Below are 26166 nucleotides of genomic sequence, written 5' to 3' on the forward strand. Positions count from 1 at the left end.
CCTGACATGCTGACCTTCACCGCGCTCGGACCGTTCCAAGCCTGGGCCGACGGCGCCCCCCTCGACCTCGGCGGCCAGCGGCAACGGGCGGTGCTCGCGCGCCTGCTCGTCGCCGGCGGCCGCGCCGTCCCCGTCAACACCCTCATCGACGAGCTCTGGCCGGGCAGCCCTCCGGCGCAGGCGCTGTCCACGATCCAGGGCTACGTCTCCCGGCTGCGCCGCGCGCTCGAACCCGACCGCGCGCCCCGCGAGGAGGCCGGGGTGCTGGTGTCCGCGCCGCCCGGCTACGCCCTGCGCGCCCGCCCCGAGCAGGTCGACGCCTGGCACTTCGAGGCCCTGGTGAAGTCCGACGGCGCGCCCGCGCAGGTGTGGGCGGTCATGGACACCGCGCTGGGGCTGTGGCGGGGTCCGGCGCTGGCCGAGTTCGGCGAGCTGACCTGGGCCGCGACCGAGGCGGGCCGGCTGGAGGAGCTGCGGCTGATCGCGCTGGAGCGGCGGGCCGGCGCCGGGCTCGCGCTGGGCCGGGCGACGGCGCTGGTGGCCGACCTGGAGGCGCACGCCTCGGCCCATCCGCTGCGGGAGGAGGCGTGGCGGCTGCTGGCCGTGGCGCTCTACCGGATGGGGCGCCAGGGCGACGCGCTGGGCGCGCTGCGCAGGGCGCGGGCGGTCTGGCGCGACGAGCTGGGCCTCGACCTGTCGGCCGGGCTGAAGCGCCTGGAGGGCGACATGCTGGCCCAGCGCCTGGAGGAGCCCGCCCCCGTCGCGAGTGGGGATCCGGGGGTGCTGCGGGTCCTGGTGGCCGACGACCAGGCTCTGGTGCGGGCGGGGCTGCGGGCCATGCTGCAGAGCGAGCCCGGGGTCGAGCTGGCGGGCGAGGCGGCCAACGGCGAGGAGGCCATCGCCGGGGTGAGCGCGGCGCGGCCCGACGTGGTGCTGCTCGACATCCAGATGCCCCGGCTCGACGGCCTCGCCGCGGCCCGCCGGATCCTGGCCGAGGAGCGGCCGCCACGGGTGGTGATGATGACCACGTTCGGCAGCGACGAGAACCTGTACGCGGCGTTGCGTGCGGGGGTGAGCGGGTTCGTGCTGAAGACGTCGCCTCCCGAGCAGTTCCTGGCGGCGATCAGGGCGGCGGCGGCCGGCGACGCGCTCATCGACCCCGCGGTCACCACGCGGCTGATCTCGGCGTTCGCCGGGCGTACCGACCCGGCCTCTCCCCCGGCGCTGGCCGGGCTCTCCGACGACCGGCTCGACGTGCTGAAACTCGTCGCGCGCGGGCTGACGAACCGGCAGATCGGCCAGACGCTCGCGCTGCCGGAGGAGGAGGCGGGGCTCATGGTCAAGGAGTTGCTGGAGCATCTCGGGCTGTTCGACCGGGCGCAGTTGGTGATGGCCGCGTACGAGTCGGGGCTGGTCACCCCCGGGAGCCAATGACGTGCTTTTCGTCGCTTTGACGATAAAAATCGGGGCGTACTAGGCTGTTCGCGTGGCACAACTGCGCATTGCCCTGGCACAGACGAACCCGACGGTCGGCGACCTGAGCGCCAACGCCGAACGGCTGATCGCGTGGACCCGCGACGCCGCCGAGCGCGACGCTCACCTCGTCGTCTTCACCGAGATGTTCCTGACCGGCTATCCGGTCGAGGACCTCGTGCTGCGCACGTCCTTCGTGGACGCCAGCATCAGGACGCTGGAGGAGGTGGCCCGCCGGCTCGACGAGGAGGGCCTGGGCGAGCTGCCGGTGGTGGTCGGCTACGTCGACCGCGCCGGCCTGGCCCCCCGCGTCGGGCAGCCCAAGGGCGCCCCCCTGGACGCGGCCGCGCTGCTCCACAAGGGCGCGGTGGTCACCCGCACGGCCAAGCACCACCTGCCCAACTACGGCGTGTTCGACGAATATCGCTACTTCGTGCGCGGCGACCGGCTGCCGATCTTCCGGCTGCACGGGGTCGACGTGGCGATCGCGGTGTGCGAGGACCTCTGGCAGGAGGGCGGGCCCGTGGCCGTCGTGGGGCAGGCGGGGGCCGGGCTGCTGGTGGCGCCGAACGCGTCGCCGTACGAGAAGGAGAAGGACGACGTACGGCTGGAGCTGTGCGCCCGCAGGGCCCGCGAGGCCGGGTGCGCGCTCGTCTACGTCAACCAGGTCGGCGGGCAGGACGAGCTGGTCTTCGACGGCGACTCCGTCGTGGTCGACGCGGGCGGCGAGCCGGTGGCGCGGGCGGGGCAGTTCAAGGAGGAGCTGCTGGTCGTCGACCTGGACCTGCCGGTGTCGGACGCCGAGCCCGGCTCGTTCCCGTACGACGCGGGCGACGGCTCCACGATCACCGTCGAGCGCCTGATCCTCTCCACCGAGCCCGTCGCGCCCTACACGCCCGTGCCCACCCCGGTCACGGAGCGGCTCGGCACGCACGCGGAGGTCTACTCGGCGCTGGTGCTGGCGGTGCGCGACTACGTGGCCAAGAACGGCTTCCAGTCGGTCATCCTGGGCCTTTCTGGCGGGATCGACTCGGCCCTGACGGCCACGATCGCCTCCGACGCCATCGGCCCCTCCCGGGTCAACGTGGTGCTCATGCCCTCGCGCTACTCCTCGGAGCACTCGCTGGCCGACGCCGAGGAGCTGGTGCGGCGGCAGGGGATCAACTCCCAGGTCGTGCCGATCGCCGAGATCGTCAACGGCTTCGAGAAGGAGATCGACCTGTCCGGCCTGGCCGCCGAGAACCTCCAGGCCAGGGTGCGCGGCATGATCCTCATGGGGCTGTCCAACGAGCACGGTCACCTGGTGCTGACGACGGGCAACAAGAGCGAGCTGGCCACGGGCTACTCCACTCTGTACGGCGACTCGGCAGGCGGGTTCGCACCGATCAAGGACGTGCCGAAGACGATGGTGTGGGAGCTGTCCAAGTGGCGTAACGCGCACTCGGACCCGGGGTTCCTGCTCCAGGCCGAGCGGCCGATCCCGGAGAACTCGATCACCAAGGAGCCGAGCGCCGAGCTGCGCCCCGACCAGCGCGACACCGACTCGCTGCCGCCGTACGAGGTGCTGGACCGGCTGCTGGACGACTACGTGGAGAAGGACATGGGCTCGGCGGAGCTCATCGCCGCCGGGCACGATCCCGACCTGGTGGCGCGGGTGATCCGGCTGGTGGACGTGTCGGAGTACAAGCGCAGGCAGTATCCGCCCGGCCCCAAGATCACCCCGAAGAACTTCGGCCGGGACCGCCGCCTGCCCATCACCAACCGCTGGCGCGAAACCACCACCTGAGCTTCCAGGGGCCGGTCGGCGAGCGATCGCCGGCCGGCCTTTCTTTTGCCTAACCCGTAACCAGTAGGTTACGCTTTCCCGTGTGGACGAGGTGGCAGGAGCGATCGCCGACCCGGTGCGGCGGCAGATCCTCGTATTACTCAGAAACGGCCGGCTGCCGGCGGGAGAGCTGGCCGGGCACTTCCCGATCAGCCGCCCCGCCGTGAGCCGCCATCTGCGCGTGCTCAGGGAGAGCGGCCTGGTCCGCGACGAGCTCGTCGGCAGGCAGCGCTTCTACACGCTCGACCCGGGGCGGTTCACCGAGCTGATCGCCTGGCTCGCGCAGTTCGCCCGGCCCTCCGGCTGGGAGCACCGCCTCGACGCCCTTGAGACAGAGGTCTACAGAACCCGCCGCGAGCGCCGCCCCACCGGCGAGGCGGACGGCAGAACGGAGAACACCGCATGAGTCCCATCCCCACCGGCCGGTTGTTCAAGACGGACGAGGGCGGCGACCTCGTCCTCACCCGCACCTTCCGCGCGCCCGCCGAGGACGTGTGGGCCAGCATCACCGAGCCCGAGCGCACGGCCCGCTGGTTCGGGCCGTGGGAGGGCGACGCGGCCCCCGGCCGCACGATCAAGGTCCGCATGCTCTTCGAGGAGCAGACGCCCTGGTACGACATGCGCATCGACGCCTGCGACCCGCCACGGCGGCTGGCGATCTCGTCGCTGGACGAGCACGGGGTCTGGCACATCGAGATGCTGCTGACGGAGGCGGACGGCACGACGGAGCTGCGGTTCGTCCAGCACCTCGACTCGGTGGACGGGATCGGCGACATCGGCCCCGGCTGGGAGTACTACCTCGACATGCTCGTCTCCTCCCGCGACGGCTCCGCCCAGCCGGACTTCAACGACTACTACCCCTCGATGCGGGCCTACTTCCAGAAGCTCACCCAGTGAAATCGGGGTGAGAAGTGTCGGTGGCGGCTGGCACAGTATCCGGCGTGGCCCAACCGCTGAAAGACCTGATCAACGCCGGCTCCGTGGGGGCGCTCGCCGACGGGCTGGCCGGCGCGTGGGCGCCGTTCCCGCGTGACCGGTTCGTCGCGCGGGCCCTGGCCGGCCTCGACGGCCTGGAGCTCAAGGCCCGCGTCACGCACGTGGCCACGGTCCTGCACGACGCCCTGCCGCTGCCCTATCCGCAGGCCGCCGCGATCGTGCGCGAGTGCGCGCCGGGGGTGCCGCTCGACATGTGGAGCGGCTGGCCCGCCACCGAGCACACGGCCGTCCAGGGGCTCGATCACCTGCGGCCGGCGATGGACACGCTGGCGGTGCTGACGCCGTACGCGACGGGCGAGTTCGCCGTACGGCCCTACCTCGACCGCTATCGCGACGACGCCCTCACGATCATGCACGAGTGGGCGGAGTCGCCTGACGAGCACCTGCGCCGGCTGGCCTCCGAAGGCTCCCGCCCGCGCCTGCCCTGGGCCTCCAGGGTCGGCTGGCTGATGACTCCCGGGCCGACGTTGCCCCTGCTCGACCGGCTGCGCGACGACCCGAGCGAATACGTCCGGCGCTCGGTCGCCAACCATGTCAACGACCTGGCCAGAGACCATCCCGAGGTGGCGCTGCGGCTGCTGGCCCGGTGGCGCTCCGACGGCGGCTCACATGTGGAGAAGGTGCTGCGCCACGCGGTGCGCGGCCTGCTGCGATCGGGCCATCCCGAGGCGCTCGCCCTGGTGGGGGCCACGCCGGGCAGTGGGGCGGTGGACACGCTGGCCCTGGAGACCGACACGGTGGCGGTCGGCGGCAAGCTCTCCTTCACCCTCACGGTCACGGCGGGCGCGCCGGGGCCGCTGCTCCTGAAATACGCGATCCGCCGCCCGGGCTCACGCCGCGTCTTCCACCTGGCCGAACGCGCGGCGCTTGAGCCGGGGGCCACGTTCGTCCTGCGCAAGAGCCATTCGTTCCGCCCGGTCACGACCCGCGACGAGCCACCGGGCGCCAGGGAGCTCGACGTGATCGTCAACGGCCGAGTGGCCGCGACCGCCACGTTCACCTTGATCTCCGGCATGCCAGAGGCGGCCCGGCAGTGACGAAACCCGGACCTGAAGCCCGCTCGCCACGGACCCGCTCCCTGGAGGCCACTCGACCATGACTGGACCAGCCGCCCATGAGCATCAGCAGCGGCCGCCGCGCGACATCGACCTGATCGGTGTCGAGCTGGGGGTCATCTGGCGGCTCGACGAGCGTGGCCGTCTGCCCGGGCCCGAGGACGTGGTGATCGGGGTGGCGGCCGATGGCATGATCGCGGCCGTGTCCCGTGACGTGCCCGCCCCACTCGCCGACCGCCTGCTCGACCTCATCGCCCGGGCCACCCCCGCCGCGCCCCCGGGCGACCGGCCGCCCGCCGTCCTGGAGCGGTGCCGCGCCCTCCTGGGTGGCGAAGGGGTGACGGTGTCGGGAGGCCCGAGCTACCTGGTGAGCCCGCCCGTCCGATTCGACGCCGGGGTGGAGGTGCTGTGCTCGGGCGACCCCGCCGACGTCCGCCGCGCCCGTCCGTTACCACGGCCCGAGGGCTGGGAGCCGGAGGAGTGGGAGACGCTCATCGGCGGTGGCGAAGGGGCACCCTGGGCGATGGTCGTCGAAAACGGGCAGATGGTGGCCCTGTGCCACACGGCCCGCCTGACCCCGGCCGGCGCGGAGGCGGGCACGTGGACCTCCCCGTCCCACCGGGGTCGCGGCTACGCGGCCGCCACCACCGCCGCCTGGGCCGGGCACCTGCCCGGCATCCACGTGTTCTACAGCACGAGCGCCGGCAACCACTCGTCGCGACGGGTGGCCGCCCGGCTCGGCCTGCGCCCCCTCGGCTGGTTCTGGAAACTAACGGCCTGACCCCACTCCCCCGGTGTGGAGGATCTCCTGGTCCCATTCGCCGCGTGGCTGAGTGTGCAGGCGCCAGTAGTGCTCGGCGATGTCGTCGGGGTCGAAGGCCGTGCCCGGCGCCACGGGGCCCGCCACCGTGACGCTCGCCGCGTGCACACCGGCCGGCCCATACTCCTCGTCCAGCATCGTCACCAGCGCCCGCACGCCCGCCTTGCCCAGGGACAGGCTGACGTACCGGGCCTTGGGGCGGGGCATGCCGCTCGTGACGATGAACGTGCCGCCGCCGCGCCGCGCCATCGCCGGCAGCACGTGGGAGGCCGTGATGAGCGCCCCGCCCACGTTGACCGCCCACGCCTCCAGTTGGACGCGCATGCCGGCCTCGGCCGGCGAGTCCTGGCGGATGACGGCGGCGTTGTACACCACCACGTCCGGCGTGCCCAGCTCACCGGTCATGGCGTCGAGCGCGGCCCGCAGCCCGTCCTCGTCGGCGCAGTCCGCCCGGTACGTCACCGCCCCCTCCAGGCCAAGGGCACTGCCGCTCCGCGAGACGAGGCCCACGGCCAGGCCCTCCTTCGCGAACCGGTGGGCCACCGACCGTCCGATCCCCGGCCCCGACCCGACGATCACCGCTCCCGGCATCATCTGCTCCTTCACGTTTGTTGCGAATGACAGCAGAACCGTAAAGCGTCACATGAATGTGAAGGTCAAGGGAGCGCATGAGGATCGGTGACCTGGCCGTGGAGACCGGGGTGAGCAGGCGGCTGCTGCGCTACTACGAGGAACAGGGCCTCCTGCGACCGCGCAGGCTCCCGAACGGCTACCGCGAATACACCGACGCGGACGTGGCCGCCGTACGCCACATCCGCGCCCTGCTGGCCGCCGGTCTTCCCACGACGGTCATCGCCCGGCTCCTGCACTGCTTCCACGACGACGACGGCGGCCGGATCGTCCCTGCGGCGTGCCCCGGCATGGTCACCCACCTGCGCAGGGAACGCCGCCGCATCGCCGAGACCATCGAACGGTTGCAGACCTCCCAGCAGGCCCTCGACACCATGCTGGCCACCGTGCTGACCACCGTGCTGACCACTCGCCGCTCTGGCGGAACGCCTGGTTCATGAACCGGTCCGGGTGCGGCTCCAGCACCCCCAGGACTCACGCCGGCCGCCCGGACGCCTCCCCGCCCCGCCACCAACGCCGCCCAGCCTTCGGCCATCCCATCGCCCTTCCCTGCCCATCACATGCCCTGCGAAGATCGTGGGACATGACAGAGACCTGTGTCGCGTGCGGCGGCACCGCCGTGGCCCCGGACGGCCACTGCTGGGAGTGCGGCACCCCGCAACCGGCCTTCCGCGCCCACCTGGAGCTGACCATCACCGGCGGCGCGGCCGGCGTGAGCGACCGTGGCCCGAAACGCGAGATCAACGCCGACGCGATGGCCCTGACCAGGGCGGGCGCCTGGACGATCGGCGTGGTCTGCGACGGCGTCTCCATGTCGCCCAGGGCGGACCGCGCCGCCCAGGTGGCCGCCGAGACCGGCGCGGCGGCGACGGCGGCCGGGCTGCGGGCGGGCGAACTGCCGGAGACGGCCCTCGCGGGCGCCGCGATCCGGGCGGGCCGCGCGGTCGCCGCCCTGGCCGCATCGGTCCACGCCGCGCCGGCCTGCACGTACGTGGCGGGCGTCGCGGGCCCGGAGGGCATCTGGAGCTGCTGGATCGGCGACAGCCGCGCGTACTGGCTGCCGGACGAGGGCGTCGGGATGACCATGACGGAGGACGACACGGGCGCCCACGAGGCGTTGTCCGCCTGGCTCGGCGCCGACGCGCCGGAACCCGAGCCCCGCCTGCGCGGCTACCGGCCGCCGGTCCCCGGCCACCTGCTGCTGTGCACGGACGGCCTCTGGCGCCACCTGGCCGGCGCCCTCCCGAAGGGCCGCGACCGTCTCGACGTCGCGCGGAAGCTGGTCGGGCACGCCATCGACGCGGGCGGCCAGGACAACATCACCGCCCTGCTCATCCCCGTGACCTCGTAGCCGAGTCGCCGTGATCGATCGCCCAGTGCGTCAGCGGGCTCCCCGGACCCGTGGCGGCCCAGGAACCCGGTGGCGTGGCCGTACCATGAACGACAGGTCGTGGACGGCGGTGACACCGCCGTATCGCCGGGTGAGCCGCCATCCCTGCATCATGCCCCCTGACGCCAGGCTCCGGCCTTCGGGCGGCCGGCCCGGGCGTGGTCAGCCGTCCGGCTCAGGTCGCAGGCGGGTGGCGATGCCGTCGAGGACGAGGTCGAGCCCGAGCAGGAACTGGGTGTCGAAGTCGCCGTCGTCCACCTGGGAGTGGCGGGCCAGCTCGGCCATGTGCTCCTCCAGGTGGCGCACGACCCTGCCGCGGATCTCGGCGTCGGCCGCGGGCGTGCGTACGGTGTCCCACCAGGTGTTCTCGGCGGCGACGAAGCCGTTGACGTAGGAGGTCAGCGTGCCGACGGCGGCGGTGAGGGTGGGGCCGCTCAGCCCGGCCCCGGCGAGGGCCGCGTAGAACACGCCGGAGCGGGCGACGGCGTTCGGGCCGAGCAGGGGGCGGGTGGCGGTGAGCGCGGGCACCCAGGGGTGGCGGCGCATGACGGCCCTGCTCGATGTGAGCTGGGCGATCAGGGTCTCGCGCCACGGGCCGGGGCCGGCGGGCTCGATCTCGCCGATCACCTCGTCCAGGGCCAGGTCGAGCACGTCTTCCTTGCTCTGGACGTACTCGTAGAGCGACATCGTGCCCGCCCGCAGCCGGGCCGCCAGGGCGCGCATGGAGAAGCCGGCAGCCCCTTCGGCGTCGAGCAGGGCGACGGCGGCCTCGACGATGCGCTCGCGCGACAGGCGGGGCCTGCGAGGGCGGTCGTCCTCGCGGAACCAGATGCTCACCCGTGCAGTGTACGGAAAACCGTACGGCTAGCTTGGACCACCCCGAAGGAGCCACCTGAAGGAGAAGTCATGACGAACTGGCGGCGGGACTACGCGATGCTGGCGCTGCGGATCAACCGGCTCGCCGGGCCCATGCTCATCTACCGGGGGCCGGCGGAGTGGAGCACGCGGGCGGAGACGGAGCCGCCGGCCGTGCCCGGCGCGCTGGCCGATGAGGCGGAGCGGCTGCTGGCCGAGGCGCCATCCGCGTACCTGGCCGCCCAGGTACGCGCGATGCGCGCCGTCGCCCGCCGCCTGGGCGGTGAGCGGCTGCCGCTGGCCGAGTACGGGCGGGAGTGCCTGGGGCTGGAGCCCCGGTGGGTGCCGGAGGCGGTGTTCGAGCGGGCCCACGCGGAGCTGGACGCCGCCCTGCCGAAGACGCCGGGCTCGCCGGCCGAGCGGCTGCGGGCCTGGCAGGCGGCCCACACACTGGAGTCCATCGAACGGCTCCCCGCCCTGGTGGGCAAGGCGGTGGCCGAGACGCGGGCACGTACGGCCGCGGCCATCATCGCGCTGCCCGACGAGGTCGTCGAGTGCCGGCTGGTGGAGGGGGTGGCGTTCCACGGGGCGGGCGAGTACGAGGGCGGGCTGAAGTCCACGATCCACATCAACAGGACGATCCCCTTCAACCTGGCCGATCTGCTGTATCTCGTGGCCCACGAGGGCCATCCGGGACACATCGCCGAGTCGATGCTCAAGGAGACGCTGCTCGGGGGCCAGGACGTGCGGTTCATGCTGTCGCCGTCGTTCGTGCTCAGCGAGGGGCTCGGGCTGCTCGCCGAGGAGCTGCTGTTCCCCGGGGACGAGGCGCAGGAGTGGCTGAACGCGAACGTCTTCCCCGAGACCGGCATCCGGCCCGGCGGGGGCGACTTCGCGGCGATCCACCACGCCAGGAACGTGCTGTGGGGCGTCTGGGGCAACGCCGCTTTCCTTGTCGACGAGGGCAGGGGCGAGGCGGAGACGGCCGCGTACCTGAGGCGGTGGGCGCTCTACGGCGAGGAGGAGGCCGAGCTCGCGCTGGCGCTGCTCAAGCCGTCGCCGATGAGCCCGTACATCTTCGGATATTTCCATGGATGGGAGCTGCTGCGGCCCTGGGTGACCGGCCCCGAGCGGGCGCGGCGGCTGCTCACCGAAACGCTGCTCCCCGCCGACGTGCGGCCGCACCAGAGCACGCCGGGCGCCTCATAGGGCGCGCCGCGCGCCTCATAGGGCGCGCCGCGCGCCTCATAGGGCGCGCCGCGCGATGAGCTGCTCGACACCGTCGAGCAGCAGGTCGAGGCCGAAACGGAAGTCGGCGTCGTCCACCCACCCCTCGGCGCCGTACAGGGCGCCGGAGCGCACCGCGGCCGACAGGGCGGGGTAGTCGGCGGGGTCGAGGACTTCGGCCAGCACCTCGCCGTAGTCGGAGGCGCCCTCGATGCCGGCCTCCTGGTACTGCGGGTCGCCGGCGGCCATCGCGTTGACGACGGCCGCGTCGGTCAGCGCGTAGCCCGTCAGCGTGCCGGCCACGTTGATCTTCTCACCGTCGTCGAGGCCGGTGCCGTCGAGCGCGGCCAGCAGCCGGTCGAGCCACAGCAGCCGCCGCGGGCCCAGGGGCGGCGCGAACCGGCCGATCGACAGCAGCCAGGGGTGTTCGAGCACGATGTCGCGCTGGCGCCTGGTCCACAGGGCCAGATAGTCGCGCCAGGGCAGGCCGCCCGGCTCGGGCGGGAGCGGCGCCACACCGTCGGCCATCACGGTGAGCAGGTCCTCCTTGCTGCCCACGTACCGGTAGAGGGCCGTCGCCGCCACCCCCACCCGCGAGGCCACGCCGCCCATCGAGACCCCGGCCAGGCCGTCGGTGTCGGCGATCTCGATGGCGGCGGCGGTGATCGTGGCCAGGTCGAGCCGCGGCCGCGGCCCCCGGCGCGAGACGGGCTCGCGCCCCCACAACCGCTCGACCACGGACGGCAGCGACCGCTCCATCGAACCTCCTCCTTGACGCACTCCTAGGATTCTGCATTATCTTGAAACTATGAACGTCATACACAGTAGGGTATTCACAGATGCCATCGTGGCCCGGGGCCTGACGAAGTCGTTCGGCGGCACGCGGGTGCTGTCCGGGATCGACCTGACCGTGCCCACCGGCTCTTTACTGGCGCTGCTCGGGCCCAATGGCTCGGGCAAGACCACGACCGTACGCATCCTGACCACGCTGCTCGCCCCCGACGGCGGCACCGCCACCGTGGGCGGCCACGACGTCACGCGGGAGGGCGTCGCGGTGCGGCGTACCATCGGGCTGACCTCCCAGCAGGCCACCGTGGACGACCTGCTGACCGGGCGGGAGAACCTGGAGCTGTTCGCCGGCCTCTACCACCTGGGCGGCCGTCGGGCGCGGCGGCGGGCGGGCGAGCTGCTGGAGCGCTTCGACCTGGCCGGCGCCGCCGAACGCCGGGTGGAGACCTACTCCGGCGGGATGCGCCGCCGCCTGGACCTGGCCGCCAGCATGGTGTCGGCACCGCCGATCCTCTTCCTCGACGAGCCCACCACCGGGCTCGACCCGCGCAGCCGGGCGGAGCTGTGGGCGGTGATCCGCGAACTGCTCGCCTCCGGCACCACGATCCTGCTCACCACGCAGTATCTGGAGGAGGCCGACCAGCTCGCCGACCGCGTCGTGGTGATCAACGAGGGACGCGTCGCCGCCGACGACTCCCCCGCCGCACTCAAGCGCCAGGTCGGGGCCGAACGACTGGTGCTGCGCCTGTCACGGGCCGAAGACCTGCCCCGCGCGGGTACCGTACTGACCGGACCGAGCTCCCCCGCCGCACCGAGCTCCTTCGCCGCCGCACCGGCCGGGCCGGGCTCTCCCACCGACCGGGAGCTCACGCTCGCCGTCCAGGACCCCGACCACCTGCGCCGCGCGCTGGACCTGTTGCACCGGGCCGGCATCGCCGTCGAGCACGTGGAGCTGCGCACCCCCACACTCGACGACGTCTTCTTCGAGCTCACGGCGGCCGCCGCATGAGCGCCCTGACCGCCGCGGGAGACCTGCGCCGCCTCGTCGTCCGCGACCTGCGCCGCGAGCTGCGCGTCCTGGACGGCCTGATCATCAACACGGCCCTGCCCGTGATCATCATGATCCTCTTCGTGTACGTGTTCGGCGGCGCGATCACGACCGGCTCCAGCGGGCTGGCCTACATCGACTTCGTCGTGCCCGCGGTCCTGCTCATGTCCGGCGGGTACGGCGCCGCGCTGACCGCCGTGACCATCGCCGACGACATGACCGGAGGCATGATCGACCGGTTCCGCACCCTGCCGATCGGCGGCTGGGTGGTCCCCGCCGGGCACGTCGTGGCCTCGGTGATCAGGAACGTGGGATCGTCGGCCATCGCCCTGGCCGCCGCGATCCTGCTCGGCTTCCGCCCCGACGCCACGCTCACCGACTGGCTTCTGGTGCTGGCCCTGGTCACGGGGTACGTGCTGGCGGTGTCCTCGCTCGCGGCGCTCTGGGGCCTGCTGGTCAGGTCCACGCAGGCGGCGGGGGCGTTCAGCTTCGCCGTGCTCTTCCTGCCGTACGTGTCGGACGGCATCGTCCCGGCGGAGACCATGCCCGGGATCCTGCGGGACTTCGCCTACAACCAGCCGGCCACGCCGATCATCGAGACCCTGCGGGCGCTGCTGCTCGACCAGCCCATGGGCTCGTCGGGGGCGGTGGCGGCCGCGTGGCTCGGGGGCACGGTCGTGCTCAGCCTCCCGCTCGCGGCCCTCCTGTTCCGCCGCAGAACCGCGGCATAGGCGCAGGACCGGCGGCGTGCCGCAAAAGACCCCTCAAACGGCCTCACGGAGGCGGCGTGCGGCCTGCCTCCGTGAGCACGGGAATCGTCAGGGGGCCATCCCGGACAGGGCCACGTCCACGACGCGGCTGGGCAGGTCGGCCGGCAGGTCGCCGGCGGGGCCCCACTTGGTGTGCCAGAGCATGGCCCCCGAGATGATGGCCATGCCCATGTCGACGTCCAGGTCGGCCCTGAGCTCGCCGGTGGCGATGCCGCGCTCGATCACCTCGCGCATCGCCCGCCTGCGCGGCTCGACGGCGCGCTTCATGAAGCGCTCCATCAGCCGGGGATAGCGGTCGGCCTCTCCCATCGCGATGTTCATGACGCACCGGCTGCGGGCCTCGCCCGACTCCTGCCGCATCGCGTCGAGCAGGCTGACCAGGTCGTCACGCACCGACGTGCCCGCGAGCGGCGGCAGCGGCGCCTTGAGCGTGGACAGGGCGTCGACGACCAGGTCCTCCTTGTTGGACCAGCGCCGGTAGATCGTCGTCTTGCCGACGCCGGCCTTGGCGGCGATCGCCTCGATGGACAGCTCGGAGACGCCCATGCCCTCGGCGATCAGGTCGAGGGTCGCCTCGATGATCGCCTTCTCGGCCTTCTCACTGCGCGGGCGCCCGGCGGGCCGGGCCGTCCCTGATTCCTGGATCGTCATCGCGGCCTCACCATATCTCCAGCGCGAACGCGCCGTTCCTCCGCACCCGAAGGCGAAGCACCGCCGGGCATGCCGGCCTCCTGGTTTTGTCGGTGATGATCGGTAGGTTGATCGGCGTGTCCCGCCACCGGCTCGACCCCCCGCCCGTCCGGGAGGCGGCGTTGATGGAACACTGCGAGCATGCCCGGTTCGTCCGGAATCTGGCGGTTGAGCAGTGCGGCCATCGGCGGCCGGGCCGCAAGAGCGCGCCGGGTTTCGCCGAGCGGTGCCGCCGGTCGACCGAGACTCGGGCGGAGTTCGCCTGGTTGCGGGCGGGCTCCATCATCGTGCGGCAGCAGGACTTCGCCCAAGCCATGGCGAACTTTCGCCGGTCCCGGCGCGTGCCCCGATCGGCTCGGGGCACGCGCGCCCGGCCCGGCCGCGACGTCCACGCCAAGGCGGCGCTCAACCGATCGATTCTCTCGGCCGGTCGGGGACGCCTGGTCCAACGGCTCGAACACAAGGCCCCCGGCCGGGTGGTCAAGGTCAGCCCCGCGTACACGAGCCGGCGATGCTCGGCGTGCCGGATCGTGGATGCCAAGGCGCGCGAGAGCCAAGCCGCCTTCCGCCGCCGATCCTGTGGATACGCCGCCAACGCCGGCGTGACCGCCGCTCGCAACATCCGGCCGGCGGCAGGACATGCCGTGACCGCGCGGGAAGGGCCACGGGTTGCCGGGCCTGTGCGCCGCGAACCTCAACCTGGCCTCCTCCCAGCGTGAGATGGGTTCGAATCCCTGCCATGGGCAGGGAGGATGTCAAACTACAGCCGGCTCTTTCGTTTCCGCGTGCTGGACCGGGCGGGGCTTGCCGGGCATCCAGCGGGCCACCACCGCGATGCCGATCAGTCCGATGACCGCCGACACCAGCGCCGTGACGTGCATGCCGTTGACGAAGGCGTCGAACGCCGGCTGGACCAGCGCCCGGCCCTGGTCGCCCATTTCCTGGACCACGCCCATGGTGGCCATGATCGACTCGCCGGCCTCGTGCTGCTCGGCGGCGGGCAGGCCGGCCAGGGCGGGCGCGATCTCGCCGCGGTAGTTGGACGACAGCACCGAGCCGAGCACGGCCACGCCGAGCGCGCCGGCCACCTGGCGGACGGTGTTGCTCATGGCCGAGCCGACCCCGGCCTTCTCCCTGGGCAGCGACTCCATGATGGCGGTGGTCGCGGGCGGCATGATGTTGGCCATCGCGGCGCCCTGGACGAAGAAGACGATCTCGATCAGCACGATCGGCGTGTTCTGGTCCATCAGCGCGTAGCTGCCGAGCGCGAGTGTCACCACGGCCATGCTGACGGTGGCCGACAGCTTGCCACCGAAGCGCTCGTTCACCCGCTGGCTGAGCGGCGCGAAGATGAGCTGCGCGGCGGCGAACGGGATCATCAGCGCGCCCGCCTGCACCGGCGTGAACCCCATGACGATCTGCAGGTAGAACGTCAGGAAGAACATTCCGCCCATCATCGCGAAGAAGACGATGCCCATCATGCCGATGGCCGAGCTGAAGCGGACGTTGGAGAAGCTGCGCACGTCGAAGACCGGGTGGTCGATGCGCCGCTCCCACCAGACGAACAGGCCCAGCACCGCCACGCCGACCAGCGTCGGGACGAGCACCTCGGCGCTTGCGACGGTGGCGAGTTCGCCGCCGCGGATGATGCCGTACACGATGGCCACGAGACCGATGATCGACAGCACCACGCCGACCGGGTCGAGCTTGGACGGCTTCGGGTCGCGCGACTCGGGCACGATGGTGGCGATGAGGATCATGCTGATCACCACGATCGGCACGTTGATCAGGAAGACCGAGCCCCACCAGAAGTGCTCGATCAGCACGCCGCCCGTGATCGGGCCGATCGCCACGGCGAGCCCGACGCCACCGGCCCAGACTCCGATCGCCTTGCCGCGCTCACTGGGCGGGAAGACGTTGGAGATGATGGCCAGCGTGGCCGGCATGATCGCCGCGCCGCCGATGCCCATGGCCGCCCTGGCCAGGATCAGCTGCATCGGGTCCTGGGAATAGGCACTGGCCAGTGATGCCAGGCCGAACAGCGCCATGCCGATGAACAACATCCGCTTGCGGCCTGTGCGGTCGCCGATCACGCCGAACGTGAACAGCAACCCGGCGAACACCAATGTGTAGGAGTTGATCGCCCATTCCAGCTCGCTCTGCGAGGCGCCCAAACCGACCGTCTTGTCGGCGATGGTCTTCATCGCCACGTTGAGGATCGTGTTGTCGAGCACGACCGCCAGCAGGCTGAACACCAGCACGCCGAGGATCCCCCAACGGCGTGGGTGTCCCGTGTTCGGGTCCATGAAAAATCCTTAATTTCGATACGTCTGAGTTTCGCAACGTCACCGTAGCGCAAGCTATTCCGATACGCAACGGACTCGTTTCGTAAACTCCGCGCGAACTCCTTCCGTCGCCCGCCCGAACGGGAGAACTACGAGGTGGCGGCCGTCACCGGCGCCTCGTGGGGCAGGGACGGGACGGCGGACGCCGGTGGGCGGCGGCGCCAGAAGGGCAAGGCGGCCAGCACGATGGCGACGCCCACGAGCCCCGACACCGCGAACGCCCACCCGGGACCGCTCCCGTCGATGATGAGGCCGGCGATCGGCGCGGAGGCCGCGCCGCCGATCAGCAGGGCGGTGCCGTGCAAGCCCATCGCCTCGCCCCTGGCCGCGCTCGGCACCCAGCGGCTGAGCACGTCGACGGTGGACGACAGCGACGGCGCGCAGAGCAGCCCCGCGGGCAGGAGCGCCAGGACCACCCAGTGCCAGCCGCCGCCGACCAGCCCCACCGGAACGGTCATCAGGCCCATGCCGGCGATCAGCACCAGGGGCGACAGACCACGCGACAGCCCGCCGTACACGAGGCCTCCGACCAGCGAGAAGACGCACCAGATGGCCACGGCGAGGCCGACCCACGCGGTCTGGCCGGAGTGGTCCATGGTGGCGACCAGCGCCAGCTCGCTCGCGGTGAGCACGAACGTGGCCGCCGCCGTCGTAGCGAGCAGCGCCACGAACGCCGGGGTGAGCCACTGGCGCCTGGGCACCCGCTCCTCCTGAAGCTCCAGCTCGCCGGCCGACCGGATGGGCGGGTTGAGCACCATCAGGCCCACGCCCGCCGCCGTCAGGCCGCCGCCGAGGACGATCATCGTCACCTCGCTGCCGAGCATGGTGATGCCCGCGACCGCGAGCGCGGGACCGGCCATGTAGGACAGCTCCACCAGGATCGAGTCGAGCGCGAACCCGCTGCGCCGCTGCTCGACCGGCACCATGGCGGCCAGGCACTGCCGCGTCACGCTGAACACCGGCAGCCCCAGCAACCCCGCCAGCGCCGCCGCGACGACCAGCACGGGGTAGGGCAGCGCCCACGCGCACGCCCAGAACGCCGCCTGCGCCACGGTCGTGACGAGGAGCACGGGACGCAGCCCGTGCCTGTCCACGAACCGGCCCGAGAGCGGGGAGCCGATCGCCATGCCGATGGTGCTGGCCGCGGTGACCAGCCCGGCGGGACCGTAGTCGAGGCCCATCGACTTGGCGACGTGCAGGGTCAGCGCCATGCCCGTGGCCGTCGCGGGCACCCGGGCCAGCAGCCCCACCAGCAATAACGTAGGGACACCCGGGATCGCGAACAGTCGCCGGTAAGGATCGAGAGCCATGGTTGTTCGTTACCTCCACGTTGATTGTCACAGGAGGCACCGACAGTTTCGCCACAGGTTTTCCGTGCGTGCCATCATCAGAGGAGTCCGGGGACGCCACTGGGGCGCCTCGAGACGTTCCTGGAGGGTTGTCACATGTCCTCTTCAACCACCCTGTACGGCGGCGTATCCGGACGCCGCGTCACCGTCCGCGACCTCATGGCCGCCAAGGAGCGCGGGGAGCGGTGGCCCATGCTCACCGCCTACGACGCGATGACGGCGAAGGTCTTCGACTCGGCGGGCATTCCGGTGCTGCTGGTGGGCGACTCGGCGGCGATGGTCGTCTACGGCCACGACTCGACGCTGCCGGTCACGGTCGACGACCTGCTGCCGCTCACGGCGGCCGTCGTACGCGGCTCGTCGCGGGCCCTCGTGGTCGCCGACCTGCCGTTCGGGTCGTACCAGCGCTCGCCTGGGCAGGCGCTGGATTCGGCGGCGCGCTTCATGAAGGAGGCCGGGGCCCACGCGGTCAAGCTGGAGGGCGGGCGCCGGGTCCTGCCGCAGGTCGAGGCGCTGGTCTCGGCGGGCATACCGGTCATGGCGCACCTCGGCCTGACCCCGCAGTCGGTCAACGTGATGGGCGGCTATCGCGTCCAGGGGCGGGGGCAGTCGGGCGACGAGCTCATGTCGGACGCCAAGGACCTGGAGCGGGCGGGGGCCTTCTCGGTCGTGCTCGAATGCGTGCCGGCCGACCTGGCGCAGCGGGTGACCACGTCGCTGGCCATACCGACGATCGGGATCGGGGCGGGGGCGGCGACGGACGCGCAGGTGCTGGTCTGGCAGGACCTCATGGGCCTGACGCCGCGCCCGGCCAAGTTCGTCAAGCGCTACTCGGACCTGGCCACCGAAATGGACCGCGCCGTCCGCGCCTTCGCGGACGACGTCACCTCCGGCGCCTTCCCCGCCTCGGAACACACCTACGACTAGACTCTTTTCCGCACGTCACCACGGCTTCCCTTCCCGCTCCGCCGCACTTCGGCGGGGTCCTTCTTGACGAGGCCGGTTCGCCTGTGGCGATTCAGCACGTGCGGAAAGCGAGACTAAAGGGTCGCCGGGTCGGTGTTGGAGCCGCACACCACCACGGCCACCCGCTCGCCGGGGGCCGGGGTGTAGACCCCTGACAGCAGCGCCGCGTAGGCCGCCGAACCCGCGGGCTCGGCGGCCACCCGGTGCCGCTCCCACAGCGTGTGCCGGGCCTCCATGATCGCCTCGTCGCTCACCAGCACGCTCTCCACCCGGGGCCCGGACAGGATCTCGAAGGCCAGCCCGCCGATCCGGGTGGCGCCCAGGGCGTCGGCCCCCACGCCGCTGACCTCCACCGGCACCGGCCGGCCCGCCTCCAGCGCCCGGCGCAGCGTGGGGATGCGCTCCGGCTCGACGGCCACGATCCGCGGCCCACCGGACGACGCCCCGCCTGAAGTGCCCACCGTGATGCCGGCGCCGAAGCCGCCGCCGCCCACCGCCACCACGACCGTGTCCACCCCACCGGTCTGCTCCATCAGCTCCAGCCCGGTGGTCCCCTGCCCGGCGATCACCTCCGGCTGGTCATAAGCGTGCACGCTCAGCGCCCCGCTCTCGGCCGCCCGCTTGGCGGCGGCCTCGGCCGCCTCGGCGTAGATGGCGCCGGTCTGCGTGACGTGGGCCCCCAGCGCCGCCAGCCCGGAGACCTTGACGGGACTGGTCACCTCGGGCACGAAGATCTCGGCCCGCACGCCCAGCGCCCGCGCCGCGAAGGCCACCGCCAGCCCGTGGTTGCCCCCGCTGGCGGCGATCACCCCGCTGTCCGGCACCTGGCCCGCCGACAGGATGCGGTTGAACGCCCCGCGTACCTTGAAGGAGCCCGAGTGCTGGAGCAGCTCCAGTTTGAAGAACAGCCCGGGCGAGATTTCGAGCACCGGCGTGCGCAGCACGTGCCCGTGGATTCGCCCGGCCGCCGCCAGCACATCCGCGTAGGTGGTCACGGCTCCCCCTCGATCATCGAAAAATGCGTCGAAGCCGAGGTTATGCCAGGGCCTGGGCCAGGTCGGACCACAGGTCCTCGGGATGTTCGATGCCCACCGCGATGCGTACCGTGCCCTCGCCGATGCCGCTGCGCCGCAGCTCCTCGGGGCTGAGGGAGCGGTGCGAGGTGGTGGCGGGGTGCAGGACGAGCGTCTCGACGCCGCCCAGTGAGGGGGCGAGCAGCGCGAGGCGTACGGAGCTCATGAACCGCTCCCCCGCCGCCCGCCCGCCGGCCAGGTCGAACGCGAACACCCCGCCGAAGCCGGACAGCAGCTTGCCCGCCAGCTCGTACGAGGGATGCGAGGCGAGCCCCGGCCAGTGCACGGCGTCGACGGCGGGGTGCTCGGCCAGCCGGGTGGCGAGGAGGCGGGCGTTGGAGCAGTGGCGTTCCATGCGCAGCGCGAGCGTCTGGAGCCCGCGCAGCGTCAGCCAGGCCGCGAACGGGTCGGCCGAGGCCCCCAGCTCGATCGCGAAGTGCCACACCCGCTCGTACGTGGCGTTGTCGGCGAAGACCGCGAGCCCGCCCACCACGTCGGTGTGCCCCGACAGGTACTTGGTGGTGGAATGGACGACGATGTCCGCGCCGTGCTCGATCGGCCGGCAGAGCATCGGCGTGGCGAACGTGTTGTCCACCACGGACAGGATCCCCAGCTCGGCGGCGGCCGCGCACATCCCGGGCAGGTCGGCCACCAGCGTCATCGGGTTGCTGATGGTCTCCAGGTAGACGAGCCGGGTCTCGGGGCGGACGGCGGCGCGCAGGGCGCCGGGGTCGTCGCCTGGCACGTACGTGACGGTGATCCCGAACCGGCCGACCAGCTCGTTCAGCATGGCGGCGGTCCCGCCGTACAGGGAGCTCTGGGCGACCAGGTGGTCGCCGGGCTTGAGCAGGCCGAGCAGGACGGTGTTGATCGCGCCCATGCCCGACCCGGTGGCGATGCCCGCCACGCCGCCTTCGAGCCCGGACACGGCCTGTTCCAGGGAGCGCACGGTGGGGTTGGTGTAGCGCCCGTACACGTACGCCCCGTCGGGCCGCCCCATCGCGTCGGCCATCACGGCCGGGTCGTCGAAGACGAAGCCCGAGGTCTGGTAGATGGGCACGGTGATCGGACGGCTGCCCTCGATGATCGGCTGCGGCAGGTGCACGGCCCGGGTTTCGGGGCGTGTCTCGGGGCGGAAATCGTTCATAACCTCAGGATCTCCCGCGAGCCGGACCGATGTGAGAGCCAATGCGGCAGAATTGGTCCATGAATGGGGCCAATCTCGTCGATCTCGTCGATGCGCTGGGCCGGTGGGCGTCGGGGCGCGGGCCGCTGTACCTGCTGCTCGCGGCCCGGCTGCGGGCGCTGATCGACGACGGGGTGCTGCCGCCCGGCGAGCAGTTGCCGCCCGACCGGGTGCTCGCCAGGCGGCTGGCGGTGGGCCGGGGCACCGTGGTGGCGGCGTACGACCTGCTGCAGCAGGAGGGCCGTGTGCTGCGCCGCCAGGGCAGCGGCACCCGGGTGGCCGCGCTCGACCTGCCCGCGACGCGCACCGCCGACGGCGTGCCGGCCAACCCGCTGCTGCAGCACATCCTGCACCCGCCGGACGGCGTGCAGCTCCTGACGTGCGCCGCCCCGGACGACCCGCCGGACGCGATGTTCGAGGCGTACGCGGAGGCGGGCGCCCGCCTGTACGGCACGTTCGACCTGGGCTACCAGCCGGCGGGCGCCCCGGCGCTGCGGGCCGCGCTGGCCGCCTACTACACCGGGCGGGGTGTGCCGACCTCACCGGAGGAGATCATCGTGACCACGGGCGCCCAGCAGGCGCTCACGCTGCTCACCGGCCTGCTGCTGGCGCCGGGCGACACCGTCATGGCCGAGACGCCGACATATCCGGGCGCGCTGGAGGTGTTCCGGCACGCGGCGGCGGTCGTCAAGCCCGCCGAGAGCATCGAGGACGTGCGCGGGCGGCCCGCGCTGGCCTACTTCGTCCCCACCGCGCGCAACCCCGACGGCGCCATCATGGACAACCCGTCGCGCAGGCGGCTGGCCGCGCTGGCCGCCGCGCACGACGTGCCGCTGATCGACGACGAGGTGTGCGCCGAGCTGTGCTTCTCGGGCGAGACGCCGCCGCCGCTGGCCTGGTTCGGGCGGGGCGAGCAGGTGATCACGATCGGCTCGATGAGCAAACTGGTGTGGGGCGGGCTGCGGGTGGGCTGGATCCGCGCGGCGGCGCCGCTGGTGTCGCGCCTGGCCCGGCTGCGGGCCGTACACGATCTCGGGGGTGAGGTGTTCAGCCAGCTCGCCGCCGCCGCGCTGCTGCGCCGCCTGGAGGAGGTGCGCGCCGCGCGGGTCCGCACGCTGCGCGAGCGGCACGACCACCTGTGCGCCGAGCTGCGGGCGCGCCTGCCGTCGTGGTCGTTCGAGCCCGCCCTCGGCGGCCAGACCATCTGGGTACGCGTCCCGCGCGGCGACGTCGACTCCTTCTCCCAGGTGGCGCTCAGGCACGGCGTCGCGGTGCCGCCAGGCCGCTCCTTCGACCCGCTGGGCGGGCACGCCGACCGCATGCGCCTGCACTTCCTGTTCCGGCCCGATGAACTTTCGCGAGCGGTGAACAACCTGGCCGCGGCCTGGGCGTCCTACGACGGCGCCGATCGGGCGGTGTCCCGTCACCCCCTCATCGTCTGACAAGGTGGGACCATGGAGACGACCTTCGTACTCGTGCACAGTCCCTCCGTCGGGCCCTCGACGTGGGCTCCCGTGGCCGAGTCGCTGGAGCGCCGGGGGCACACCGTGGTGGTGCCCGACCTGACGGGTGTGACGACGGGCGGGGCGCCCTACTGGCCCAGGGTGGTCGAGACGGTGCGCGCCGCCGTCCCCGCCGCGCCCGCCACGCCCATCGTGCTGGTCGTGCACAGCAACGCCGGGTTCTTCCTGCCGGTGATCAAGGAGGGGCTGGGCGACCGGGTGGTGGCCTGCGTGTTCGCCGACGCCCACATTCCGCCGCGCGAAGGGCTGATCAAGACGGCGGAGGAGGCGTTCCTGCCGTTCCTGCACGACCTGGCCGGGCCCGACGGCGTGCTGCCGCGCTGGACCGACTGGTGGGACGAGGAGGACGTGGTGGCCATGCTGCCCGATCCCGCCGTGCGCATCCGGGTGGCCGCCGAGCAGCCGCGGCTGCCGCTCAACTACTACACGCAGGCCGTTCCGGTGCCCGCCGGGTGGGACTCCGTCAGGTGCTCGTTCCTGTGCTTCGGCGAGTCGTACGAGAAGGTCGCCGAGGAGGCGCACCGCCGGGGCTGGCCGGTGACCCGGGTGGACGGCCTGCACCTGCACCAGCTCGTCGATCCCGAGGGCGTCACGGACGCGCTGCTCAAGTTGTCCAGGAAGTCGTGAATTCTTCACTGTGCCCGGTGCGTCCGCCTCGCGACGGTGGAGCGCATGACGGCGATCGAAGTGAACGGGCTCGGCAAGAGCCACCAGGGGTTCGAGGCGGTGAGGGGCATCTCGTTCGAGGTGGCCCAGGGAGAGATCTTCGCGCTGCTCGGCCGCAACGGCGCGGGTAAGACCACCACCGTCGAGGTGCTGGCCGGGTTTCAGCGGGCCGATGGCGGCACCGTGCGCGTGCTCGGCCTCGACCCGCACGCCGACCGCGCCGCGCTCCGGCGGCGTACCGGCATCATGCTGCAGGAGGCGGGGTTCTTCCCCGACCTGACGGTCGCCCAGACCGTCGACACGTGGCGCGACTTCACCGCCGCGCCCCGCCCCCGCGACGAGGCCCTGGAGCTGGCCGGGCTGCTGTCCCGGTCGGGCACCCGGGTGCGGCAGCTCTCCGGCGGCGAGAAACGCCGCCTCGACCTGGCGCTGGCCGTGCTGGGCCGTCCCGACGTGCTGTTCCTCGACGAGCCGACCGCCGGGATGGACCCCGGGGCGCGCGGCGACACCTGGGCCGTCGTCCGCGACCTGGCCCGGCAGGGCACCACGATCCTGCTGACCACGCACTACCTGGACGAGGCGCAGCGCCTGGCGTCGTCGATGGCGATCATGGACGAGGGCCGGATCGTGGCCTCCGGCGGGATGGCCGAGACGCTGGCGGCGCGCAGCGGGCGGGTGTCGTTCCTGCTGCCCGCGCACGTGACCGCCGGCGAGCTGCCGCTGCCGGTCACCGTGGAGGGCGAGCGCGCGATCTGCCGCGCCGAGGACCCCGACCTGGCCGCGCAGACGCTGCTGACCTGGGCGGAGGTGAAACGGGCGGTGGCGCTGCTGGAGTCGTCGGGCATCGGCGTGCAGGCGCATCTGGCGGAGGCGTCGCTGCCGGGGCGGTCGGAGGAGGCGCTGGCCTGGGGCGTACGCGAGGCGGTCACCAACGTCCTGCGCCACAGCCGGGCCACGACCTGCACGATCACCACGTCCCGGCTGGAGCCCGACATCGAGGTGGTCGCCGAGGTCACCAGGGGCGACGAGATCGTCCCCGAGGCGCTGCGGGTGCGGCCCGACGTCGCGGTCGTGGACATCGACCTGCCGGTCGTGGACGGCATCACCGCCGCCGCCACGCTGCGCGAACGCCTGCCGTCCTGCCGGATCCTGGTGCTGACGGCGATGGGGCGGCCGGGGCACGTCCGCCGGGCGCTGTCCGCCGGCATCGAGGCGTTCCTGGTCAAGGACGCCCCGGGCGACCGGCTGGCGGAGGCGATCAGGCGGACGGCCGCGGGCTGCGCGTGCTGGACACCGAGCTGGTCTCCTCGGCCATGGAGTACGGCGAGAGCCCCCTGACGCCCCGGGAGTCCACCGTGCTCAAGGAGGCCGCCAGGGGCTCCTCGGCCGAGGAGATCGCCTCCCGCCTGCACCTGTCGCCCGGCACCGTGCGCAACTACCTGACCGGGGCGATCACGAAGACGGGAGCCCGCAACAAGATCGACGCCATCCGGATCGCCGAGGACGCCGGCTGGCTGTAGCCGTTCGGCCGTCAGATGTCGGTGATCCGCAGCCCGGCGTGCGCCTTGTAGCGGCGGTTCACCGAGATGAGATTGGCGGTGAACGCCTCGACCTGGTGGGCGTTGCGCAACCGGCCGCCGTACACGCCGCGCACCCCCGGAATCACGTCCGCCAGCGCCCGGACCGTGTCGGTCGCCTCCCGGTCGTCGCCCAGCACCAGGACGTCCAGGTCCACCTTGTCGACCGCCGGATCCATCAGCACCACGGCCGACACGTGGTGGAAGGCCGCCACCACCCGGCTGTCCGGCAGCACGGCGGCGGCCTGCTGGGCGGCGCTGCCCTCCTCGACCGGCAGCGCGTAGGCGCCCTGCTTGTCGAAGCCGAGCGGGTTGACGCAGTCGACCACGATCTTCCCGGCCAGCTCGGAGCGCAACGACTCGAGCAGCGCCTTGTGCCCGTCGTACGGCACCGCCACGATCACGAGGTCGGCCGCGGCGGCCACGGCGGCGTTCTCGCCCCCGGTCGCGCCGGAGCCGACGGAGTCGGCCGCCTCCTGCGCGCGCTGGGCGCTGCGCGACCCGATCAGCACCGGATGCCCCGCCAGCGCGAACCGCCGCGCCAGCCCCTTCCCCTGGTCGCCGGTGCCGCCGAGGATCGCGATGGAAAGCCCGCTCACATCTGTCATAGCCAGATCATGCCAGGCCCACCCGGCCGGCGACCGGGTGGGCCTGGCCGGAAGGCGCTAGCAGTTATCGAAGGCGGGCAGCCCCAGGATGCGCAGGGCCAGCCACTCGATCGCCAGCGGGCCACCCTCGATGGCGCCGGTGACGTGGTCGGGCGCGGGCAGCGCGACCCAGCGCGCGTTCACCCCGGCCCCGCAGTACTCGGAGCGCAGCGTGGCGCCCACCGCGAGCGGAATGATCTGGTCCCCCCGCGCGTGGTACAGGAACATCGGCACCCGCGGCGCGATGGCCCCGAGGCGGTTCTCGGCCAGGCGGGCCCGCCACTTGGGCTGGTTGAGCAGGTCGACCGGGCTCAGGTCGGAGAACCGCAGGCCGGCGAGCTTGGACAGCTCGGCCACGCAGTCGTCGGCGGCGTCGGCGAGCAGGGCGCGGCCGCGGTCGTTGAGGTCGGCTTCGAGGTCCAGTTCGGGGTAGGCGGCGTCGTACCCCACCCCGGCGGCCGCCGCCAGGCCGAAGTCGGCGCTGCCGTCCAGGTGGGTCGCGACGGCGTACAGGTCGGCGGGCACGCCACCCGCCGCGACGCCCCGCAGCCGCAGTTCGGGCGCGTACGAGGGCTGGAGCTGCGCGGCCCAGCCGGCGGACGCGCCGCCCTGGGAGTAGCCCATGACGCCGACGGGCGCCCGCGCGGACAGGCCGGAGCCGGAGACGCGGGTGGCGGCCCTGATCGAGTCGAGCACGGCGTGCCCTTGGGAGATCCCGGCCATGTACGTGTGCTGCCCGGGCGTGCCGAGCCCCTCGTAGTCGGTCATCGCGACCGCGAACCCCTTGAGCAGGAACAGGCTCACCAGCGCGAGCTCGGCCTCCCGGCCCTGGCTCATGCTGACCGAGGGGGCGCACTGGTCGCCGAGCCCGTGGGTGCCGACGGCGTACCCGATGATGGGGCGCGCGCCCAGCGGGTAGCCGGCCTTGGGCACGAGCAGGGTGCCGGACACCGTGTTGAGCTGTCCGGTGGAGGAGGTGGAGTTGTACAGGACGTGCCAGGCGTTGACCGGGACCTTGAGCAGTTGGCCCGGCAGGAGGTAGACCGTGGTGGGCTGCGCGGAGACCACGTCTCCCGGGGCCGCGGCGCGGGCCGGAGCCGAGATGAGCGCCATGATCGGTAACAGGATCGCGAACATGCTGACGCGCACACGTAAAGTCATGTGCCGCCCCTCTCCATGAGGATCACATACTGGGGACGGCGGCGCCGCGAGCCGATCGTTACCCGAGGGTAACTCCATGTCAAGGCCCGAAATGACGGGGAAACA

At 72.5% G+C, this 26166-nt stretch carries 27 protein-coding genes; 17 read left to right on the forward strand and 10 right to left on the reverse strand.

Annotated elements, in window-relative coordinates:
• The first annotated feature begins 6 nt into the window (after positions 1 to 6).
• The 6 genes from C4V41_RS65885 (at position 7) to C4V41_RS22230 (ending at position 6130) form a co-directional block, all read left to right on the forward strand.
• Positions 7 to 1434, forward strand: a complete 1428-nt coding sequence (locus C4V41_RS65885) for a BTAD domain-containing putative transcriptional regulator (protein ID WP_103957800.1) — start codon at positions 7 to 9, stop codon at positions 1432 to 1434.
• Positions 1435 to 1486: 52 nt separating this feature from the next.
• Complete coding sequence (locus C4V41_RS22210) at positions 1487 to 3259, forward strand: NAD+ synthase (RefSeq protein WP_103957801.1); 1773 nt, start codon at positions 1487 to 1489, stop codon at positions 3257 to 3259.
• An 82-nt stretch (positions 3260 to 3341) separates the two neighbouring features.
• Positions 3342 to 3704 (forward strand): metalloregulator ArsR/SmtB family transcription factor, encoded by a 363-nt coding sequence (locus C4V41_RS22215; protein WP_103957802.1) that lies wholly within the window; start codon positions 3342 to 3344, stop codon positions 3702 to 3704.
• Positions 3701 to 4195, forward strand: coding sequence for an SRPBCC family protein (locus C4V41_RS22220; protein WP_103957803.1), 495 nt, complete (start codon positions 3701 to 3703; stop codon positions 4193 to 4195). The genes C4V41_RS22215 and C4V41_RS22220 overlap by 4 nt, the downstream gene beginning before the upstream one ends.
• Positions 4196 to 4239: 44 nt before the next feature.
• Positions 4240 to 5331, forward strand: a complete 1092-nt coding sequence (locus tag C4V41_RS22225) for a DNA alkylation repair protein (protein WP_103957804.1) — start codon at positions 4240 to 4242, stop codon at positions 5329 to 5331.
• Positions 5332 to 5389: 58 nt separating this feature from the next.
• Positions 5390 to 6130: a GNAT family N-acetyltransferase gene (locus tag C4V41_RS22230; protein WP_103957805.1), complete on the forward strand. Its 741-nt coding sequence runs from the start codon at positions 5390 to 5392 to the stop codon at positions 6128 to 6130.
• Here C4V41_RS22230 and C4V41_RS22235 read toward each other — a convergent pair.
• A complete protein-coding gene (locus tag C4V41_RS22235) occupies positions 6119 to 6775 on the reverse strand; it encodes an SDR family NAD(P)-dependent oxidoreductase (protein ID WP_235030302.1) in 657 nt (218 codons plus the stop codon). The two genes, C4V41_RS22230 and C4V41_RS22235, sit on opposite strands and share 12 nt — an antisense overlap.
• A 62-nt stretch (positions 6776 to 6837) precedes the next feature.
• Here C4V41_RS22235 and C4V41_RS22240 point away from each other — a divergent pair, with 62 nt between their 5' ends.
• Both C4V41_RS22240 and C4V41_RS22245 read left to right on the forward strand, forming a co-directional pair.
• Positions 6838 to 7239 carry a MerR family transcriptional regulator gene (locus C4V41_RS22240; protein WP_103957806.1) on the forward strand — a complete coding sequence of 134 codons (402 nt, stop codon included), beginning with the start codon at positions 6838 to 6840 and terminating at the stop codon, positions 7237 to 7239.
• 143 nt (positions 7240 to 7382) lie between these two features.
• Positions 7383 to 8150 carry a PP2C family protein-serine/threonine phosphatase gene (locus tag C4V41_RS22245; protein WP_103957807.1) on the forward strand — a complete coding sequence of 256 codons (768 nt, stop codon included), beginning with the start codon at positions 7383 to 7385 and terminating at the stop codon, positions 8148 to 8150.
• 201 nt (positions 8151 to 8351) lie between these two features.
• On the opposite strand, the gene C4V41_RS22250 is transcribed toward C4V41_RS22245, so the two are convergent.
• Positions 8352 to 9026: a TetR/AcrR family transcriptional regulator gene (locus C4V41_RS22250; RefSeq protein ID WP_103957808.1), complete on the reverse strand. Its 675-nt coding sequence runs from the start codon at positions 9024 to 9026 to the stop codon at positions 8352 to 8354.
• 69 nt (positions 9027 to 9095) lie between these two features.
• On the opposite strand from C4V41_RS22250, the gene C4V41_RS22255 reads away from it, so the two are divergent.
• Positions 9096 to 10253: a hypothetical protein gene (locus C4V41_RS22255; protein ID WP_103957809.1), complete on the forward strand. Its 1158-nt coding sequence runs from the start codon at positions 9096 to 9098 to the stop codon at positions 10251 to 10253.
• A 36-nt stretch (positions 10254 to 10289) separates the two neighbouring features.
• Here C4V41_RS22255 and C4V41_RS22265 read toward each other — a convergent pair whose 3' ends face one another.
• A complete protein-coding gene (locus C4V41_RS22265) occupies positions 10290 to 11030 on the reverse strand; it encodes a TetR/AcrR family transcriptional regulator (RefSeq protein ID WP_103957810.1) in 741 nt (246 codons plus the stop codon).
• 49 nt (positions 11031 to 11079) lie between these two features.
• Here C4V41_RS22265 and C4V41_RS22270 point away from each other — a divergent pair, with 49 nt between their 5' ends.
• Both C4V41_RS22270 and C4V41_RS22275 read left to right on the forward strand, forming a co-directional pair.
• Positions 11080 to 12069: an ATP-binding cassette domain-containing protein gene (locus tag C4V41_RS22270; protein WP_103957811.1), complete on the forward strand. Its 990-nt coding sequence runs from the start codon at positions 11080 to 11082 to the stop codon at positions 12067 to 12069.
• A complete protein-coding gene (locus tag C4V41_RS22275; protein ID WP_103957812.1) occupies positions 12066 to 12839 on the forward strand; it encodes an ABC transporter permease in 774 nt (257 codons plus the stop codon). Before C4V41_RS22270 ends, C4V41_RS22275 begins: the two co-directional genes overlap by 4 nt.
• A gap of 87 nt (positions 12840 to 12926) precedes the next feature.
• On the opposite strand, the gene C4V41_RS22280 is transcribed toward C4V41_RS22275, so the two are convergent.
• A complete protein-coding gene (locus C4V41_RS22280; protein ID WP_103957813.1) occupies positions 12927 to 13529 on the reverse strand; it encodes a TetR/AcrR family transcriptional regulator in 603 nt (200 codons plus the stop codon).
• A gap of 116 nt (positions 13530 to 13645) precedes the next feature.
• On the opposite strand from C4V41_RS22280, the gene C4V41_RS22285 reads away from it, so the two are divergent.
• On the forward strand, positions 13646 to 14287 hold the full coding sequence (locus tag C4V41_RS22285) for a zinc ribbon domain-containing protein (protein WP_103957961.1): 642 nt from the start codon (positions 13646 to 13648) through the stop codon (positions 14285 to 14287).
• A gap of 36 nt (positions 14288 to 14323) precedes the next feature.
• Here the strand turns inward: C4V41_RS22285 and C4V41_RS22290 are convergent, their stop codons facing one another.
• Both C4V41_RS22290 and C4V41_RS22295 read right to left on the reverse strand, forming a co-directional pair.
• Complete coding sequence (locus tag C4V41_RS22290) at positions 14324 to 15874, reverse strand: MFS transporter (RefSeq protein WP_103957814.1); 1551 nt, start codon at positions 15872 to 15874, stop codon at positions 14324 to 14326.
• Between the two features lie 128 nt (positions 15875 to 16002).
• Positions 16003 to 17223, reverse strand: coding sequence for an MFS transporter (locus C4V41_RS22295; protein WP_103957815.1), 1221 nt, complete (start codon positions 17221 to 17223; stop codon positions 16003 to 16005).
• Between the two features lie 135 nt (positions 17224 to 17358).
• On the opposite strand from C4V41_RS22295, the gene panB reads away from it, so the two are divergent.
• Entirely contained in the window at positions 17359 to 18189 is an 831-nt protein-coding gene (gene panB, locus C4V41_RS22300; protein WP_103957816.1) for a 3-methyl-2-oxobutanoate hydroxymethyltransferase, read from the forward strand.
• Between the two features lie 113 nt (positions 18190 to 18302).
• Here panB and C4V41_RS22305 read toward each other — a convergent pair whose 3' ends face one another.
• Positions 18303 to 19223: a serine/threonine dehydratase gene (locus C4V41_RS22305; RefSeq protein ID WP_103957817.1), complete on the reverse strand. Its 921-nt coding sequence runs from the start codon at positions 19221 to 19223 to the stop codon at positions 18303 to 18305.
• Positions 19224 to 19263: 40 nt separating this feature from the next.
• Positions 19264 to 20448, reverse strand: coding sequence for a trans-sulfuration enzyme family protein (locus tag C4V41_RS22310; protein WP_103957818.1), 1185 nt, complete (start codon positions 20446 to 20448; stop codon positions 19264 to 19266).
• A gap of 59 nt (positions 20449 to 20507) precedes the next feature.
• Here C4V41_RS22310 and C4V41_RS22315 point away from each other — a divergent pair, with 59 nt between their 5' ends.
• Genes C4V41_RS22315 through C4V41_RS63095 form a run of 4 tightly spaced genes read left to right on the forward strand, consistent with a single transcriptional unit; the run spans position 20508 to position 24196 of the window.
• Positions 20508 to 21929, forward strand: a complete 1422-nt coding sequence (locus tag C4V41_RS22315; protein ID WP_103957962.1) for an aminotransferase-like domain-containing protein — start codon at positions 20508 to 20510, stop codon at positions 21927 to 21929.
• A gap of 12 nt (positions 21930 to 21941) precedes the next feature.
• Positions 21942 to 22637, forward strand: coding sequence for an alpha/beta hydrolase (locus tag C4V41_RS22320; RefSeq protein WP_103957819.1), 696 nt, complete (start codon positions 21942 to 21944; stop codon positions 22635 to 22637).
• 45 nt (positions 22638 to 22682) lie between these two features.
• Positions 22683 to 24014, forward strand: coding sequence for an ATP-binding cassette domain-containing protein (locus tag C4V41_RS63090; RefSeq protein ID WP_200824132.1), 1332 nt, complete (start codon positions 22683 to 22685; stop codon positions 24012 to 24014).
• Positions 23960 to 24196 carry a response regulator transcription factor gene (locus tag C4V41_RS63095; RefSeq protein ID WP_200824133.1) on the forward strand — a complete coding sequence of 79 codons (237 nt, stop codon included), beginning with the start codon at positions 23960 to 23962 and terminating at the stop codon, positions 24194 to 24196. The genes C4V41_RS63090 and C4V41_RS63095 overlap by 55 nt, the downstream gene beginning before the upstream one ends.
• A gap of 11 nt (positions 24197 to 24207) precedes the next feature.
• Here C4V41_RS63095 and npdG read toward each other — a convergent pair whose 3' ends face one another.
• Positions 24208 to 24861, reverse strand: a complete 654-nt coding sequence (npdG, locus tag C4V41_RS22335; RefSeq protein WP_103957820.1) for an NADPH-dependent F420 reductase — start codon at positions 24859 to 24861, stop codon at positions 24208 to 24210.
• 57 nt (positions 24862 to 24918) lie between these two features.
• On the reverse strand, positions 24919 to 26061 hold the full coding sequence (locus C4V41_RS22340) for a lipase family protein (RefSeq protein ID WP_200824134.1): 1143 nt from the start codon (positions 26059 to 26061) through the stop codon (positions 24919 to 24921).
• Positions 26062 to 26166: the final 105 nt, after the last annotated feature.

The organism is Nonomuraea solani (assembly GCF_900108335.1).
In the GTDB taxonomy this organism is placed as follows: domain Bacteria; phylum Actinomycetota; class Actinomycetes; order Streptosporangiales; family Streptosporangiaceae; genus Nonomuraea; species Nonomuraea solani.

What these genes read in the sequence shown, in the direction of transcription:
- C4V41_RS65885 (WP_103957800.1), top strand. Translation starts at nt 7, where the DNA reads ATGCTGACCTTCACCGCGCTCGGACCGTTCCAAGCCTGGGCCGACGGC.
- C4V41_RS22220 (WP_103957803.1), top strand. Translation starts at nt 3,701, where the DNA reads ATGAGTCCCATCCCCACCGGCCGGTTGTTCAAGACGGACGAGGGCGGC.
- C4V41_RS22230 (WP_103957805.1), top strand. Translation starts at nt 5,390, where the DNA reads ATGACTGGACCAGCCGCCCATGAGCATCAGCAGCGGCCGCCGCGCGAC.
- C4V41_RS22240 (WP_103957806.1), top strand. Translation starts at nt 6,838, where the DNA reads ATGAGGATCGGTGACCTGGCCGTGGAGACCGGGGTGAGCAGGCGGCTG.
- C4V41_RS22245 (WP_103957807.1), top strand. Translation starts at nt 7,383, where the DNA reads ATGACAGAGACCTGTGTCGCGTGCGGCGGCACCGCCGTGGCCCCGGAC.
- C4V41_RS22255 (WP_103957809.1), top strand. Translation starts at nt 9,096, where the DNA reads ATGACGAACTGGCGGCGGGACTACGCGATGCTGGCGCTGCGGATCAAC.
- C4V41_RS22265 (WP_103957810.1), bottom strand. Translation starts at nt 11,030, where the DNA reads ATGGAGCGGTCGCTGCCGTCCGTGGTCGAGCGGTTGTGGGGGCGCGAG.
- C4V41_RS22270 (WP_103957811.1), top strand. Translation starts at nt 11,080, where the DNA reads ATGAACGTCATACACAGTAGGGTATTCACAGATGCCATCGTGGCCCGG.
- C4V41_RS22275 (WP_103957812.1), top strand. Translation starts at nt 12,066, where the DNA reads ATGAGCGCCCTGACCGCCGCGGGAGACCTGCGCCGCCTCGTCGTCCGC.
- C4V41_RS22280 (WP_103957813.1), bottom strand. Translation starts at nt 13,529, where the DNA reads ATGACGATCCAGGAATCAGGGACGGCCCGGCCCGCCGGGCGCCCGCGC.
- C4V41_RS22290 (WP_103957814.1), bottom strand. Translation starts at nt 15,874, where the DNA reads ATGGACCCGAACACGGGACACCCACGCCGTTGGGGGATCCTCGGCGTG.
- C4V41_RS22295 (WP_103957815.1), bottom strand. Translation starts at nt 17,223, where the DNA reads ATGGCTCTCGATCCTTACCGGCGACTGTTCGCGATCCCGGGTGTCCCT.
- panB (WP_103957816.1), top strand. Translation starts at nt 17,359, where the DNA reads ATGTCCTCTTCAACCACCCTGTACGGCGGCGTATCCGGACGCCGCGTC.
- C4V41_RS22310 (WP_103957818.1), bottom strand. Translation starts at nt 20,448, where the DNA reads ATGAACGATTTCCGCCCCGAGACACGCCCCGAAACCCGGGCCGTGCAC.
- C4V41_RS22315 (WP_103957962.1), top strand. Translation starts at nt 20,508, where the DNA reads ATGAATGGGGCCAATCTCGTCGATCTCGTCGATGCGCTGGGCCGGTGG.
- C4V41_RS22320 (WP_103957819.1), top strand. Translation starts at nt 21,942, where the DNA reads ATGGAGACGACCTTCGTACTCGTGCACAGTCCCTCCGTCGGGCCCTCG.
- C4V41_RS63090 (WP_200824132.1), top strand. Translation starts at nt 22,683, where the DNA reads ATGACGGCGATCGAAGTGAACGGGCTCGGCAAGAGCCACCAGGGGTTC.
- npdG (WP_103957820.1), bottom strand. Translation starts at nt 24,861, where the DNA reads ATGACAGATGTGAGCGGGCTTTCCATCGCGATCCTCGGCGGCACCGGC.
- C4V41_RS22340 (WP_200824134.1), bottom strand. Translation starts at nt 26,061, where the DNA reads ATGACTTTACGTGTGCGCGTCAGCATGTTCGCGATCCTGTTACCGATC.